Source organism: Oscillibacter sp. CU971 (genome assembly GCF_905219725.1).
GTDB lineage: Bacteria > Bacillota > Clostridia > Oscillospirales > Oscillospiraceae > Oscillibacter.
The window spans coordinates 1-14,177 of record NZ_CAJMXG010000007.1; the positions used below are offsets into that span (position 1 = coordinate 1).

At 61.2% G+C, this 14,177-nt stretch carries 14 protein-coding genes and 1 pseudogene; 8 read left to right on the forward strand and 7 right to left on the reverse strand.

The genetic code is table 11. The features are described from left to right. A partial coding sequence (dnaG, locus tag JX325_RS01200; RefSeq protein ID WP_204789355.1) for a DNA primase occupies positions 1-1,594 on the reverse strand: 1,594 nt, incomplete at its 3' end. 227 nt (positions 1,595-1,821) lie between these two features. On the opposite strand from dnaG, the gene JX325_RS01205 reads away from it, so the two are divergent. From JX325_RS01205 to JX325_RS01215, 3 genes are all read left to right on the forward strand, one after another. After that, a complete protein-coding gene (locus JX325_RS01205) occupies positions 1,822-2,421 on the forward strand; it encodes a 4'-phosphopantetheinyl transferase superfamily protein (protein ID WP_204789356.1) in 600 nt (199 codons plus the stop codon). A 115-nt stretch (positions 2,422-2,536) separates the two neighbouring features. Next, positions 2,537-3,091 (forward strand): RNA polymerase sigma factor, encoded by a 555-nt coding sequence (locus tag JX325_RS01210; protein WP_204789357.1) that lies wholly within the window; start codon positions 2,537-2,539, stop codon positions 3,089-3,091. Further along, positions 3,088-4,182: a hypothetical protein gene (locus tag JX325_RS01215; RefSeq protein WP_204789358.1), complete on the forward strand. Its 1,095-nt coding sequence runs from the start codon at positions 3,088-3,090 to the stop codon at positions 4,180-4,182. Before JX325_RS01210 ends, JX325_RS01215 begins: the two co-directional genes overlap by 4 nt. 203 nt (positions 4,183-4,385) lie before the next feature. On the opposite strand, the gene JX325_RS01220 is transcribed toward JX325_RS01215, so the two are convergent. From JX325_RS01220 to alaS, 4 genes are read right to left on the reverse strand one after another with little or no spacing between them, the layout of a single operon-like run. After that, positions 4,386-4,724: a histidine triad nucleotide-binding protein gene (locus JX325_RS01220; protein WP_204789359.1), complete on the reverse strand. Its 339-nt coding sequence runs from the start codon at positions 4,722-4,724 to the stop codon at positions 4,386-4,388. A 25-nt stretch (positions 4,725-4,749) separates the two neighbouring features. Then, a complete protein-coding gene (locus JX325_RS01225; protein WP_204789360.1) occupies positions 4,750-4,926 on the reverse strand; it encodes a DUF4250 domain-containing protein in 177 nt (58 codons plus the stop codon). Then, positions 4,923-5,270: a cupin domain-containing protein gene (locus JX325_RS01230; protein WP_204789361.1), complete on the reverse strand. Its 348-nt coding sequence runs from the start codon at positions 5,268-5,270 to the stop codon at positions 4,923-4,925. Before JX325_RS01230 ends, JX325_RS01225 begins: the two co-directional genes overlap by 4 nt. A 26-nt stretch (positions 5,271-5,296) precedes the next feature. Next, on the reverse strand, positions 5,297-7,942 hold the full coding sequence (alaS, locus tag JX325_RS01235) for an alanine--tRNA ligase (protein WP_204789362.1): 2,646 nt from the start codon (positions 7,940-7,942) through the stop codon (positions 5,297-5,299). 829 nt (positions 7,943-8,771) lie between these two features. Here alaS and JX325_RS01240 point away from each other — a divergent pair. From JX325_RS01240 to JX325_RS01250, 3 genes and pseudogenes are all read left to right on the forward strand, one after another. Continuing rightward, positions 8,772-9,200: a hypothetical protein gene (locus tag JX325_RS01240; RefSeq protein WP_204789363.1), complete on the forward strand. Its 429-nt coding sequence runs from the start codon at positions 8,772-8,774 to the stop codon at positions 9,198-9,200. A 1,148-nt stretch (positions 9,201-10,348) separates the two neighbouring features. Continuing rightward, positions 10,349-10,843 (forward strand): hypothetical protein, encoded by a 495-nt coding sequence (locus JX325_RS01245; RefSeq protein ID WP_204789364.1) that lies wholly within the window; start codon positions 10,349-10,351, stop codon positions 10,841-10,843. Between the two features lie 69 nt (positions 10,844-10,912). Then, positions 10,913-11,458 (forward strand): annotated as a pseudogene (locus JX325_RS01250) (carbohydrate ABC transporter permease); the annotation flags it as partial. A gap of 304 nt (positions 11,459-11,762) precedes the next feature. Here JX325_RS01250 and JX325_RS01255 read toward each other — a convergent pair. Next, positions 11,763-12,221, reverse strand: a complete 459-nt coding sequence (locus JX325_RS01255; RefSeq protein ID WP_204789366.1) for a hypothetical protein — start codon at positions 12,219-12,221, stop codon at positions 11,763-11,765. A 150-nt stretch (positions 12,222-12,371) separates the two neighbouring features. Between JX325_RS01255 and JX325_RS01260 the strand changes: the two genes are divergently transcribed. After that, the gene (locus JX325_RS01260; RefSeq protein WP_204789367.1) at positions 12,372-12,689 is read left to right on the forward strand and encodes a MazG nucleotide pyrophosphohydrolase domain-containing protein; all 318 of its coding nucleotides are present in this window, start codon (positions 12,372-12,374) and stop codon (positions 12,687-12,689) included. Between the two features lie 35 nt (positions 12,690-12,724). After that, the gene (locus tag JX325_RS01265; RefSeq protein ID WP_204789368.1) at positions 12,725-13,258 is read left to right on the forward strand and encodes a DUF5662 family protein; all 534 of its coding nucleotides are present in this window, start codon (positions 12,725-12,727) and stop codon (positions 13,256-13,258) included. 31 nt (positions 13,259-13,289) lie between these two features. On the opposite strand, the gene JX325_RS01270 is transcribed toward JX325_RS01265, so the two are convergent. After that, positions 13,290-14,087, reverse strand: a complete 798-nt coding sequence (locus tag JX325_RS01270) for a helix-turn-helix domain-containing protein (protein WP_204789369.1) — start codon at positions 14,085-14,087, stop codon at positions 13,290-13,292. Between the last annotated feature and the right edge of the window lie 90 nt (positions 14,088-14,177).

A 14,177-nucleotide genomic window follows, 5' to 3' on the forward strand; every position in this document is an offset into this window, starting at 1 on the left:
CCACCGTCAGTTCCGCCGCCAGGGCGGGCAGGGCGGGGGCCCGGCCCGCCTCCTTCGCCCGCCACAGCAGGGCGAAGACCCGGCCCAGCAGGGGAGAGGAGAAGTCCGCTTCCTGCAAGGGCGGCTGGGCAGGGAAGAGGCTGTCGTCCAAGAGCAGCAGCCGGAGCACGCCCTCCTCCGCCCGGGCGGAGCGCACATTCTCATAGCGCAGGGCCCGTTCCTGGGGCTGGGACTGAACGGCGGGGTTCAGCTCCTTTCGGAGCTCCGCCCGGTTCTCCCTGGCGGCCTTCCGTTTCCAGGCCCGCTGGACCTCCAGCTTCATGGCGTCGGGGGTGATGCGGGCGGTCTCGGCGGCCCGGGCGGCGTAGATTTCCCGCTCCACCGCCCCGGGGAGGGAGGCCAGCAGTTCGCTGATCTCCTGGCTGTAGGCCACCCGCTGCTCGTCGCTGTCCAGATCATATTTCCCGGCCACTTGGGCCAAGCGGAACTCCACGCCGTTCTCACTGCCGCTCAGAAGCCGCTCGAAAGCGGCGGGGCCCTGGTTTTTGATGAAGTCGTCGGCGTCCTGCTTTACAAGCTCCCCGTCCCCGGTCCGCCGCCGGGGAAGCTGAAGGACCTTGACGGAAAACTCCGAGCCGTTGAGCAACTGCAAGGCCCGCTCCGTGGCGATTTTCCCGGCGTTGTCGTTGTCGTAGCACAGCACCAATTCCTTGGTAAACCGGGAGAGGAGCCGGATCTGCTCCGGCGTCAGGGCGGTGCCCATGGAGGCCACCGCGTTGTCAAAGCCCGCCTGGTGGAGGGTGACAATGTCCAGGTTTCCCTCGCAGAGGATGATATTGGGCCGCTTGCTCTTCTTCGCCAGGTTCAGCCCGTAGAGAACGCGCCGCTTGCTGTACACCGGGGTTTCCGACGAGTTCATATACTTGGGCTCGGACTTGTCCAGCACCCTGCTGCCGAAAGCCACCACGTCCCCCCGGGTGTCGATAACCGGGAGCATAAGGCGGTTTCGGAACTTGTCGTAGAACCCGCCCCGCTTGTTGTCCACAATGAGCCCCGCGGACAGCAGCTCGGCCTTGCTGTAGCCCTTGGCGGTCATCTCGTTCAGCAGTACGTCCCAGGCGTCCAGGGAGGCCCCCATACCGAAATTTTTGGCAGTGCCTTTCCGAATCTGCCGCCGGTCCAGGTACTCCTGAACAGCCCGGCCCTCCGGCTGCTGAAGGAGGCGGTAATAGAACCTGGCGGCGTCCCGGTTCAAATCCAAAAGCCGCTGGCGGCGGCGTCCGGCCTCCCGGTCGCTCTCCTCCTCCGGCACCTCCAGCCCCGCCCGCTTGGCAAGGAACCGCACCGCGTCGGGGAAGGGGAGGTTTTCCTCCTCCATGATGAAGTTGATGACGCCGCCCCCCCGCTTGCAGCCGAAGCAGTAGTAAATCTGCTTGTCCGGCGAGACGGAGAAGGAGCCGGTTTTCTCGCTGTGGAAGGGGCAGAGGCCGAAGAGGTTGGAGCCCCTGCGGGTGAGCTGGACATAGCTGCCTACTACGTCCGCGATGTCGCTTCTGGACATCAGCTCGTCCAAAAAGCTTTGGGGAAACGCCATAGCCCGCCCCCTCCTTTCGGTCAGTTTAGCCAAAATCTGCTCTGGTCATACCGAAAAAGTGAGAACGCCTGGGAAGGCGGATTTTCCGGTGATGTTTTTATATACGCCGCCGCTTTTGATTTTCCTCTTTTTTTCTCGATATTTTTTTAAAACTTTCCGGCGGGGGCTTTACAGGCTGGGGATAAGCGCTTAAAATAAGGGAGAGAAACGAAGTAAGGAGGACCGCCATGCCCATTGAATTGTGGACGGCCCGGATGGAGCGCCCCCTGTCGGAGCCGGAGCGGGAGGCCATCCTGCCCCTGCTGCCCCCGGACCGCCGGGAGCGCCTTTTGCGCATGAAGGAAGTGGAGAAGCAGAGGGAGCCCCTTTGCGCCTATTTGATTTTGTGTTTGGCCCTGCGGCAGAAGTACGGCTGGAAGGAACTGCCGGAGGTGGCCCTGGGCCGCTTGGGGAAGCCCTATTTTCCTGGATATCCCGACGTGCACTTCAACATCAGCCACTCCAGCGGCGCGGTGCTGGTGGGGGTTTCCGACCAGGAGATCGGCGTGGACATCGAGCGTGTCCGCCCCGTGGGCCAGCGGATGATGGTCCGCCTGGCCCATGTGAGTACGGAGGAGGCCTTTTTCCAGATCTGGGTCCGCCGGGAGGCCCGGGCAAAGCGCAGCGGAAACGGTGTGGGCACCATTATGCGCTCCGAGTCCCCGCTCCAGCCGGGGGAGTACTACTACCCGCTGGACACCTTCCCCGGCTACGCCGCGGGTCTGGCTACCCGCAGTAAGGAGCTGCCGGGGAAGCTCCACCGCTATTCGCTGGATGATATGCTGTAAGCGAAAAACAGGCAGGGAAACATCCCCGCCTGTTTTTTTGCCCTTCCACGCAACCGGAGGCCACCGTTTTCCGACTATATAGGTGAAAGCGGCTTTCAAAGGAGGGACCCACTTCATGGAGGACAAGGACATCATCGCCCTGTACTGGGCGCGTTCAGAGGAGGCCATCCGCCGGACGGCGGAGAAATACGGCGCTTACTGCTCCCGGATCATCCGCCGGGTGCTGGGAGACGGCCGGGACGCGGAGGAATGCCTCAGCGACACCTGGCTGGGGGCATGGAACGCCATGCCGCCCCAAAAGCCCGCCCGATTGCCGCCCTTTCTGGGCCGCATCGCCCGAAACACGGCGCTGGACCGCTACGACTATAACAGCGCCCAGAGGCGGGACGGCGGCTTCGAGGCGGTGCTGGAGGAGCTGGGGGACTGTGTGGGCGGCACGCCGCTGGAGGAGGACTTCGATTTTCGCCGGTTGGGGGAGGCCATCTCCGGCTTTCTGGATACCGCGTCTCCGGCGGCCCGGCTGGTGTTTTTGCGGCGGTACTGGTACTGCGACGGTGTGGCGGAGATCGCCGCCGGGACGGGGTACAGCCAATCCAAAGTGAAATCCCTGCTCCACCGGACCCGGCGGGGTCTGAAGGAGCATCTGAGGAAGGAGGGCTATGACCTATGACCAGAGAAGAACTGTTCCGCGCCGTGGGGGAGGTCCGGGAGGACCAAATCGAGGCGGCGGAAATCGTGAAAAAGCAAATCCACCCCTGGCGGCGCTTCGGCGCGCTGGCGGCGTGCCTGGCGCTGGTGGTGACGGTGGCCGCGGCACCGGAACTGCGGGAGGCGGACCACTGGAAATGGACGGCTATCGTCAAGAGCTTCAATCCGGGCGCTGAAGCGGGCGAGGACCCCGACGTCTGGAAAGCCGCCGTCCGGCCGTTCAATCCCGGGGAGGCGGATTCCGGCGGCGAAACAGCGGCGGGGGGGCTGGACGGCTCCGATTATTGGACGGACAATCCGAACCGGCCTACCCATCCCGACTACTCCGCCGGCGTGGAGATCGGCCAGCTGAGCGGCCCGGGAAGCGGCGATGAGATGATCGGCATGTCGTCCTGCCTTGCCTGGCTGTCCCCGGAGGAGATTTTCGCCCAGGATACGGTGATTTTCCGGGGAACCGTCCGGGAGCTGCACTATTTTATGGTAGAGCCGGACGCTGGGGATATGGAGCACTATTATACCCGCGCCCTCGTTGAGGTTACAGACTCCATCCGAGGCGGCCTGACAGTGGGGGAGACCTACAGCCTTCTCTGGCTGGGAGCCAGGGGCTATATGTCCACCTCCATCTCCGGGGCCCTGGAGGACCTGGACGTGGGCGGTGAGGCCATCTTCATGCCCATCCGAACGGGTCAGGACACCGGCTGGAGGGAGGGGGACCGCTATTTTTGCTACGCCGACCTTGCGGAGTTCTATCTGAGTGAAGGGAGCCGCTATGTTTTCGCGGATACGGAAAATGGCCTGACCTTCGACCGGGGCACCTACGAGGAGATTGCAGAAGCGGAGACTCTGGATGAAATAGCGGCCTATATCCGGGAGCAGACCGGGGAAGAGGAGGAGACCCAGCCCGCCGCGGTGCCGACGGTGCCCCAGACGGAGCCCTCAAGAGGTCCCTCCGAGACAAAGAACGCCGGCCCCTCCGCCTCCGGCCCCAGCGGGGCCCTGGAGATGCCCGGCGGCGCGTTAGCTGGCGACGAAAAACCGGGCGTCAGCCCGTAAAAAAGCCCTCCGCAGGAGTTTCGCCGCCCGGGGGGCGGCGAAAGAAATGGAAATCCGTTTTTCATGACGGCATGCGCGTCATGAAAAACCCATCTCACTCCCCGAAGTGTGCGAAGCCCCCACCCGCCTTAGCGGGTGGGGGCTGAGTGCGCGCAGGGGAGTGCAAGCTTTCCTCGTCCAAAATCCGCAGATTTTGGACGAAATCAGCCCGGAGGCCAGGTCATATCCCGGCCGGACAGGACATGGAAGTGCAGGTGAAAGACGCTCTGGCCCGCCTGCTCGCCGATGTTGGAGACCACCCGGTAGCTCTCCAGGCCCAGCTCCTTAGAGAGCTTGGCGATGACCTCAAAGATGTGGGCCACCACGCCGCTGTTGTCCGCCGTTACCTCGGAGACGGAGCCGATGTGGGCCTTGGGGATTACCAGGAAGTGGGTGGGAGCCTGAGGCGCGATGTCGTGGAAGGCGTAACAGACCTCGTCCTCGTAGACCTTATTGCTGGGGATCTCCCCGGCGGCGATTTTGCAGAATAGGCAGTCGGACATGGAAAAACCTCCTTTGTGTGAAGAATTAGATGAATTGATTTCGGCTGGGGCTGTAGTGATAGCCCAGCCCCGCCAGTGTGGATTCCAGTTCCGCCCGGTCCGCGTCCAGGGCGGCGCAGAGCTCGGACAGGCTGGGGTATTCGTCCCGGAGCTTGGTATTAACGCAGCTCAGCAAAATGGCCGGGTCCTTAGGCAGCGTCATTCCGCGCAGTGCTCCGGCACAACGGCGAAGAACCGCAGATCCTCGCCGCCATCAGGGGTGTAGTTCTTCAGGCTGTGGGCGTGGCCCTTGGGGCAGTAGTGGCAGCTTCCGGCTTCCAGCGGCTCGCAGCCGTCATCGTAAAGGATTTTTCCTTTACCGGAGAGGATATAGATGATTTCGCTGCTGGTCTCATGGGTGTGCGTCCCGATGGAGGCGCCGGGGATCAGTCGCCCCCGCATGATCTTGTTCTGCGGGTCGGTGTACATTCTGGCCTGTACTTCCTTTTCGCCGCCCCGCATGTGGGGGATGATCTGGGGCTCCATCTTGTCAAATTCAATCAGCATGGGAATACTCCTTTCAGCTCAGCTTCTCAGTTCAGCTTCCCGGCCACGAAGTCGTCCACCATGGCCAGGGCGTCGTCCAGCTTCAAAACGTCCGTGCCGCCGCCCATGGCGCTGTCCGGCTTTCCGCCGCCCTTGCCGCCGCAGACGGGGGCGATGGCCTTGATGATGTCTCCGGCCTTCACGCCCCGGGCCACGGCCTCCTTGCCGCAGACCGCCTGGAAGGTGATTTTTCCGTCGTTGACGGAGGCCATGACGCCCACCACGCCGGGCTCCTTGTCCCGGAGGAAGTCGCCCATCTTCCGCAGGGCGTTGGCGTCCAGACCGTCCCGCTGGGCGGTGAGGACCTTGAGGCCCTTCACGTCCTTGGCGCTCATGAGGAAGTTCCGGGCCTCGCCCAGGGAGGCCTCGGCCTTGAACTTGTCCAGGGCCTGGCGCAGCTCCTTGGTCTCGGCCAGCTGCTGCTCGATACGGCCCTCCAGCTCCGCCGGAGAGGTTTTCAGCATCTGGGCGGCGTGGAACAGCATCTGCTGGTTCCGGTTCACTGTCTCCAGGGTCAGCTTGCCCACGGTGGCCTCGATGCGGCGCACGCCGGAGGCGACAGACCCCTCGGACTTGATGCGGAAGGGACCGGCCTTGGCGGTGTTGTCCAGGTGGGTGCCGCCGCAGAACTCCATGGAGAAATCGCCCATTTCCACCACGCGCACCACGTCGCCGTACTTCTCGCCGAACATGGCCACCGCGCCCTTGCGCTTGGCCTCCTCAATGGGCAGGACCTCCGTCACCACGGGCAGCCCCTCCAGAATGGCGTCGTTCACCAGCCGGTCAATCTCGCTGAGCTGGTCCGGGGTGATGGCCTCGAAGTGGGTGAAGTCAAAGCGGATGCGGTCCGGCTCCACCAGGGAGCCCGCCTGATGCACATGGCCGCCCAGGACCTTTTTCAGCGCCGCGTCCAGCAGGTGGGTGGCGCTGTGGGCCCGGCGGATGGCCTTGCGGCGCTCCGGGTCGATCTGGGCGCAGACCGTGTCGCCGACTTTCAGCACGCCCTCCGTCATCCGGCCGGAGTGGAGAAACTTGCCGCCCTTGTTCTTCTGCACGTCAAAGACCTCGAAGCCCATTTTGCCGGCCAGAAGTACGCCGTGGTCCGCCGTCTGGCCGCCCATCTCGGCGTAGAAGGGGGTCTTGTCCAGAACGACGGCCGCCTCCACGCCGGCGACGATCTCGTCCACCAGCTCTCCCTCGGCCACGATGGCGACCACCTTCGCGTCCGGGATGCGGTCCTGTTCATAGCCCGCGAACTCCGTTGCGGGGACCTCGCTTCCGAACTCAATACCGGCCCAGCCCAGGTCTCCCAGGGCCTCCCGGGCCTTTCTCGCCCGGACCCGCTGCTCCTCCATCAGCTGGTTGAAGCCGTCCCGGTCCACGGTCATGCCCGCTTCCTCCACCATCTCCGCAGTCAGGTCAATGGGGAAGCCGAAGGTGTCATAGAGCTTGAAGGCGTCTGCGCCGGAGAAGACGGTTTCGTTCCGCTGCTTGTGGGCGGCGAGGAGGTCGTTGTAAATCCGCATGCCGCCGTCGATGGTTTTGGCGAAGTTCTCTTCCTCGGTGCGGATGACCTTGGTGATATAGCCCTGCTTCTCCCGGAGGTCGGGGTAGGCGGACTCATTTTCGCGGACCACCGTGTCCACCACGTCGAAGAGGAAGGGCTTTTCCACGCCCAGCAGCCGCCCATGACGGGCCGCCCGGCGGAGGAGGCGGCGGAGCACGTAGCCCCGGCCCTCGTTGGAGGGCAGCACGCCGTCGCAGATCATCATGACGGAGGAGCGGATATGATCCGTGATGACCCGGAGGCTTACGTCGGTTTTGTGGCTTTCCCCGTAGTGGGCGTGGGTGATTTCAGAGACCTTGTTGGTGATGTTCATCACCGTGTCCACGTCGAAGAGAGAGCCCACGTTCTGGCACACACAGGCCAGCCGTTCCAGGCCCATGCCGGTGTCGATGTTTTTGTTTTTCATCTCCTCATAGTGTCCTTCGCCGTCGTTGACGAATTGGGAGAAGACGTTGTTCCAAACCTCGATATAGCGGTCGCAGTCGCAGCCCACGGTGCAGGTGGGCTTGCCGCAGCCGTGCTCCTCGCCCCGGTCGTAGTAGACCTCGGAGCAGGGGCCGCAGGGGCCCGCGCCGTGCTCCCAGAAGTTGTCCTCCTTGCCGAAGCGGAAGATGCGCTCGGCGGGAATGCCGATGTCCTTGTTCCAGATTTCAAAGGCCTCGTCGTCGTCCAGGTAAATAGAGGGGTAGAGCCGGTCCTCCTCCAGGCCGACAACCTTGGTTAAAAACTCCCAGCAGTAGGGGATGGCGTCCTTTTTAAAGTAGTCGCCGAAGGAGAAGTTGCCCAGCATCTCGAAGTAGGTGCCGTGGCGGTCGGTTTTGCCGATGTTTTCAATGTCCCCGGTGCGGATGCACTTCTGGCAGGTGCAGACCCGGTTCCGGGGAGGCTCCTCCTCCCGGGTGAACCAGGTTTTCATGGGGGCCATGCCGCTGTTGATGAGGAGCAGGCTGGCGTCGTTGGCGGGGGGGATCAGGGAAAAGCTGGGCAGGCGGAGATGGCCCTTGCTCTCGAAGTAGCTGAGGAACATCTCCCGCAGCTCGTTCAGGCCGTGGTAGGGGTGTGACATGTGTTTCTTCCTCCAATATTGAAATGATGTGGGAAAAATAAAAATGCCCCGCCCCGGCATAGGGGCGAAGGCTTGCTTCGCGGTACCACCCTAATTATCCCCGGATAAAAGGGGACATCTTGAGCCATCCGATAACGGGGATGAGCCGTTCCGCTCTTCGCGGACCGCTCCAAAGTGGCGGCCTTGCGGCGTGGACGAGGGGCTTTCACCGTCCCCCTCTCGCTGAGGAACCGTCTCGCAGGGCTGGCTTTTTCACGGCGTTTGGCTTTTTGAACCGTAGTTATTATATCGTATTCCCGGCGTTTGTCAATGGGGAGATTTGAGTTTTTTCCCGCGGGAAAAAGAACCTGCGGCCAAGGTCCCGCCGGTCCGGAAAGAACGGCGGATAAGATTTGGCTGTCAGGGAGGATCGTACGGGCATAAAAGCGCGTTGTTCCGATCGCGGCTGAAAAAGGTCGCGGCGGAGGCAGGCGGCAGGATTTTTTCAAAAGATTAACTATTTTTACCAAATGGCGGTTAGTGATATTTACCGCGCAAGAAATTAAAAGATTTTAAAAACCGGATAAAAATGGAAAAAAAGAAGGAATAAGCGCCCCCTTGCTGTCGGAATCAAGAAAAAATGGAAAAAGCTGTTTTTCCATTTTTGCACTTTTTCAGGCAAAAAGCGTTAATTTTTTAAAAAAGCTTGATAATTTCGACATTGTTCGCTATAACAATAAAATAGAGTTTTCGTAGAGAGGCCTTGGACAGAGCATGAGGTCCTCCGGAAAGCGAGGCCCGCTGCCGGCAGATTCAAAGCGTTGGCGGAGATTCAAGGGGGAAGGTCAAGATGAAAAAACGGCGGTTGAAGGTGTTCGCACTTGGAGCGGCGCTGGTATTTTTTGCGGCATTGCTTCCGGTGGCGGCGCTGGCCGTCGAAGAAGAGGAGCTTCCCGCGTCCTCCGGCGGTTTGGAAGACGGACTCCATGGGTCTGCGCCCGAGGACGACAATTCCGGAGCGCCGCCGGAATTCGGGGAGCCGGAGGGCGGCAATCCCACGGAGCCCGCGCTGAAGCCGGAAACGCCGGAGGGCGGCGCGGAAAGCGGCGGATCTGCGGAGTCTGCGCCGGAACCTGAAAAACCCGGAAACGGAGCGGAGGACGGCGGTCCGGCGGAGTCTGCTCCGGAGCTCAGACTGCCGGAAGACGGGGAGAAGGAAGACGTCTCCCCGGAACCCGCGCCGGAACTGCCGGGGAGGGGGAACCGCCGGAGAATATGATAGGTCCTGAAACGCCGGAGGGCGGCGGGGAAACCGGCGGCCCGCCGGAAGAAGCGCCGCCGGAGGACGCGGAAATCGGGGAACTGCCGCCTGAGGGGCCGGAGGCTCCGGCAGCGTTCCTCTCCGCCGATACCCAGGGCAGAATTACGCTGGACGGCTCTTTGGAGGATTGGGCAATGGTCCCGGGGATGGACCATGGAAATCCTAAGATTGAAAGCTGGAAGGCGGCCCGGGATCTGGAGGGAAATGTGTACGTATGCTATACCGGAACGGCGGAAACGCCCTACGACACGCACTACAAGTGGAATCCCATTGTCATTACCCAGGACGGAGTTACGCGGCAGGCTGCCCAGGACGACCTGGCCCAGGTTTTTCCCGGCGCGGAGATGGCGGTGGAGAACCTGGCCAACGGGCAGAGCGCCGCGCCGTACTATGTGGAGCTGATGATTCCCGCCGTCCATGTTTCCGGNGAGGGGTGCGTTCTTTCCCTGGGCTGGGCGGGTCAGCCTGTGCCTGTGTCCGGCCTTCCGGTGCTGGACGGGCAGGAGCTTCCTAAGGAAGAGCCCGTCTACCGCGGCATTGTCATCGACGGAGATTTCTCCGACTGGGACGCAGTGGGGAAGGTCCCCATCCGGGATTCCAACACCGTCAATAACAACCTGGACAGCGCCGCCTTCATCTTTGACGGCGATCTTTACATTTACATCAAAGAGACGCCGGGCGGCGACGCGGCGTCGGCAGGGTCCCACAGCACCGGCAACTATGTCATCACGACGGACCTGGGCCGGGCGCTGAAGTTCCAGCTGAAAAAGGAAAACGGAGGCTCCGTCTACGGCGTGAAGGGGGCGGAGGCCCGCCATGTGGGCAGGCAGTGGGAGATTCGGATTCCCGCCGGCGAACTGCCATATTACCAGAAGACCGTGTCTTTCGGCCTCTATCAGGAGGAGCCCGCCATCTCCGGGGTTTCCGATTTGCAGGGCGGCGGCGGAACGGGCGGCAGCTTTACCGGAATTGAGATTGACGGCGCCTATGATGATTGGAATGCCTACCCCCACAGCATCATTCAATACGCCACCCCCGGCAGCCAGGCCGAGGACACGGACAGCCAGGGGACCCTGTATTTTGAGGACGGCATCCTCTAGGGGCATGTGGCGACCACCATGCCGGAGCATCTGAACTCCTGGGGCGGGGATTTCCTGGCGGACATTGAAATCGCGTTTAACGGTGACCGGGAGTACAAAAGCTTCTTTGAAGAGGGAAATTTCTATCCCCATATGATTACGGAGGACGGATACAGCGTCAACGAGTATACAAAGCTTGAGCCCGGAATACATACGTTTCTCATCTGTGACGGGCGTACCTTGGGCGATCCGGAGAAGCAGATATTCGGCACAATGAAGGTAAAAATAGACGGGGACAGGCTCTGTGACGAGATGGAGTTTGATTTAGATCTGAAGGCGATAGCGGAGCGCCAGGGCTGCACGGTGAACGAGCTGCGCACCATCGAGGCGCGGTTCGGCCGGTTTGGAGATTGGATTACGATTTCCGGCGCTTCCTCCGGAGCGCTTTTGGGCGTGACGCTTTGCTGCGGCGTGACGGCCGGGGTGCTGTTCCAGCGCAGGAAAAGAGGAGGAGCGGTGTGAGTCCCTTTCTTCTGCTGGCGATAGCCGCCCTGTGGGTCTACCTCCTGTGGGTGCTTCGGCGGTCTCCACGCCTATGAATTCCGGCTGAAACGGGCGGCCTTTACCTTCATTATGGCGGTGATGGTCATTCCCAAACAAGTCTGCGCCGCGGGCTTTGTGCAGCTTTGCTACAAGTTTCATTTGACCAACAGTTATCTGCCCCTGATTCTCCCCGGCATCGCCGCCCCCATCGTGTTTTTCTATATGAAGCAGTACATGGAAAGCACTCTTCCGATGGAAATTATCGACGCCGCCCGGGTGGACGGCTCCGGGGAATTCTATACCTTCAACCGCATCATTCTGCCCATGCTGAAACCGGCTTTGGCGGTGCAGATGATTTTCTCCTTCGTGGAGTCCTGGAACAATTACTTCCTGCCCGCCCTGCTGCTGGACAGGGCGGAGCTGAAAACGGTGCCCATCATGATTGCCCAGCTCCGGGCGGCGGACTACTCCAAGTTTGACTTGGGCAAGGTGTACATGTTTATCCTCCTGGCAATTCTCCCGGTTTTGGTGGTCTATATCTTCCTTTCAAAATCCATCATTAAGGGTGTCACCGCAGGGTCCGTCAAGGGCTGAGGGGTGAAAAAAAGAACACGCCGCGGGACATGTTCCGCGGCGTGCTTTTTGCGCGCAGTTTTCTCCGGTTCGCTTTTAGGACCGTTAAGGTGAATCCTGAGGCTTTTTATCTAGGGACTTCTTCTGGTTTTTCAGAAGCACGCATTCCCCGGTTCGGACGCATTCCCCGCAGCCGATGCAGTGCGTGGCTCCGCTCTTATCGGAGTAAAGAAATCCGCAGATGATCGCCGGAACTGCCAGAACCGCCAGCAACAACAGCCAACCATACCAAGCCATGACAGTACCTCCATTCTTTGCTGAAAATTTACCATAAGAAAGGCGGTTCTGTCAGTGGCATCTGCAACAGGCGAAGCCCCAGAAGAGGAAGTATTACTTCCGCCGGGCCGGGGAGAGACGAAAGCGGGAATTCCTGCGCGTCAATGATTCGCCCATCCGGCCGGGGAAGGGCCCGCTGGACGCAGAGCACCGGCGATCTCAAGCTGGAAAGGGTAAGGCTGTCCCGAGGGGAGAGGCCGTAGGAAATTACCGTCTCCGCCTGGAGGCGGGGAGGAAGGGCCTGGAGTTCTCCGGGAGCCAGCAGGAGACGGCAGGCGATTTTCCCGCTTGCGGCTTGGCTCTCCGCCAGCGCCTGGCAGCCTTCCGGCGTCAGAGCCAGCAGGGGCCAGATATGCTCTGTCAGCTCCCTGTCCCGCCGGATTGGGCACACTCCCGGCGGGAGAAAACGCACCCATTCCATGGGGCAGTCGAAAATCGCGGCGTCCATCCCATCCCCCCATTTCTTTTGACGGAAATTAGTGTTTGCGCCGGCGGAGATTCCATGCAGAATTTCCTCGTCTTTTTCCGCCGGATGTGGTACAATACAGAAAACAGGCTTTGGGGACGCCGGAAAACCGCACGGAAGAGGGGACTCTGTATGGATGGAAACATCTCGGTTCGATATTTGCAGGAATATATCAGAAAAAAAGATTATAAGCCGGAATTGCTGAAAGACTACTTTTTGAAGCTGTCGGAGGAAGTGGGTGAGCTGTCCCGGGCGATGCGGAAAGGGCTCAGGGCGGTGGACAAAGGAGAAATCAGCGGTACGGTTGACGAAGAAGTGTGGGATGTCATGTACTATGCCATTGCGATTGCCAATTTGTACGGCGTGGATCTGGAACGAGTCATCCAAGTAAAGTCGGAGATAAGTCAAAGCAAATATCCCTCTGCCATTGTGTTTGAGGAAAACCGGTAGGCTTTATAAAAACGACCAGACCGAGGGGACGCAGTATGGACTTTTGGGGGCATTTGAAAACCGTGAACCGTCACCGCGCCCTGGTGCGGAAGCACTGCTTCCGGCTGGGGCTCTATTGGCAGGGGCTGACTCACGACCTGTCGAAGTACTCCCCGGTGGAGTTCTGGCCGGGGGTAAAGTACTTCCAGGGGGACCACAGCCCCAACGACCAGCAGAGGCGGGAGGAGGGATGCAGCGCTGCCTGGCTCCACCACAAGGGGCGGAACAAGCACCATTTTGAATATTGGACCGACTACCAGATGGACGGCAGCGGCATCGGCGGCGTGGAGATGCCGCCCAAGTACGTGGCGGAGATGTTCTGCGACCGGCTGGCCGCCAGCAAGGTCTACCAGGGAGAGAATTTTGACACCGGACATCCCTACAAGTTCTTTGAGCGGGGGAAGGGGCGGCGGCTTCTGCTTCATCCCCGTACGGCGGCGCTGCTGGAAAAGATTTTGATAATCCTCCGGGATGAGGGGGAGGATGCGGCCTTCGATTTTGTCCGCCGGGAGGTCCTGGGAAAGAAATGACGCGCGGAGGGTTGACCTCCGCGCGTCATTCTCATTTGATGTTCGCCCCGAAGACGGCCAGCAGCTTCAAAAGCGGTTTCCAGAGGCTGGGGTGGTGCTCCAGCAGGAACGCCTCCACCTCCGGCTGGGTCAGGCCGCTTCCCCAGAGGAGAACGTGCTTTCCGGCGGCGTCGTAACCCACGGCGGTTTCCCCGACGGCGGCCACGCCCACGGCGATCTTCCCGCCCAGGGCGGCCACGCCCCCGGCGTACCACAGGCCCAGCGCCACTGGGCCGAAGGCCAGCAGACCGGCGGCTACCGGCCCCAATGCCGCCAGCCCGAAAGCCAGAGCCCCAAGGGCAAGGGCCCCCACGGAGAATGCGCCGATGCTGAAAATACCCACGCTGAGGCCCCCCAGAGCCACCACGCCGACGGCGATGTTTCCGATGGCGATGATGCCCCGGGCAGTTTTTCGACTGCGCAGCATATGGGGATGGAAGGACAAGCAGATGGAAATCAATGGAAGGCCAAAGAGCGTGGCCTTGCTTTCCCAGGTCCAGGCCCGGAAGAACCGGGAAATTTCCTCTATCTGCTCTTCCAGCTTTGCCGTGGAGGGAGGCGGAGCTTCCGTGGGGCGTTCGGGATTCTCCAGGCGGTCTTTGACCAGATAGTCCACGCTGACGGAGAACAGCTCCGACAGGGCGACGAGCTTCGTGAGCTCCGGCGCTGCCGCGCCGCTCTCCCATTTGCTGACGGACTGCCGGGTCACCCCCAGCCGGTCCGCCAGCTGCTCCTGGGATAAGCCTTCCCGGCGGCGGAGCTCCAGCAGTTTTTCAGAAAATGTCTTCATGCAATCCTCTCGCTTTCTCTTGAGTTGGCCTTATGCTAGCCCGCTTTACCGAAAAAAGCAAGAACGCGGCGGGTGGAACTTTGTCAACCG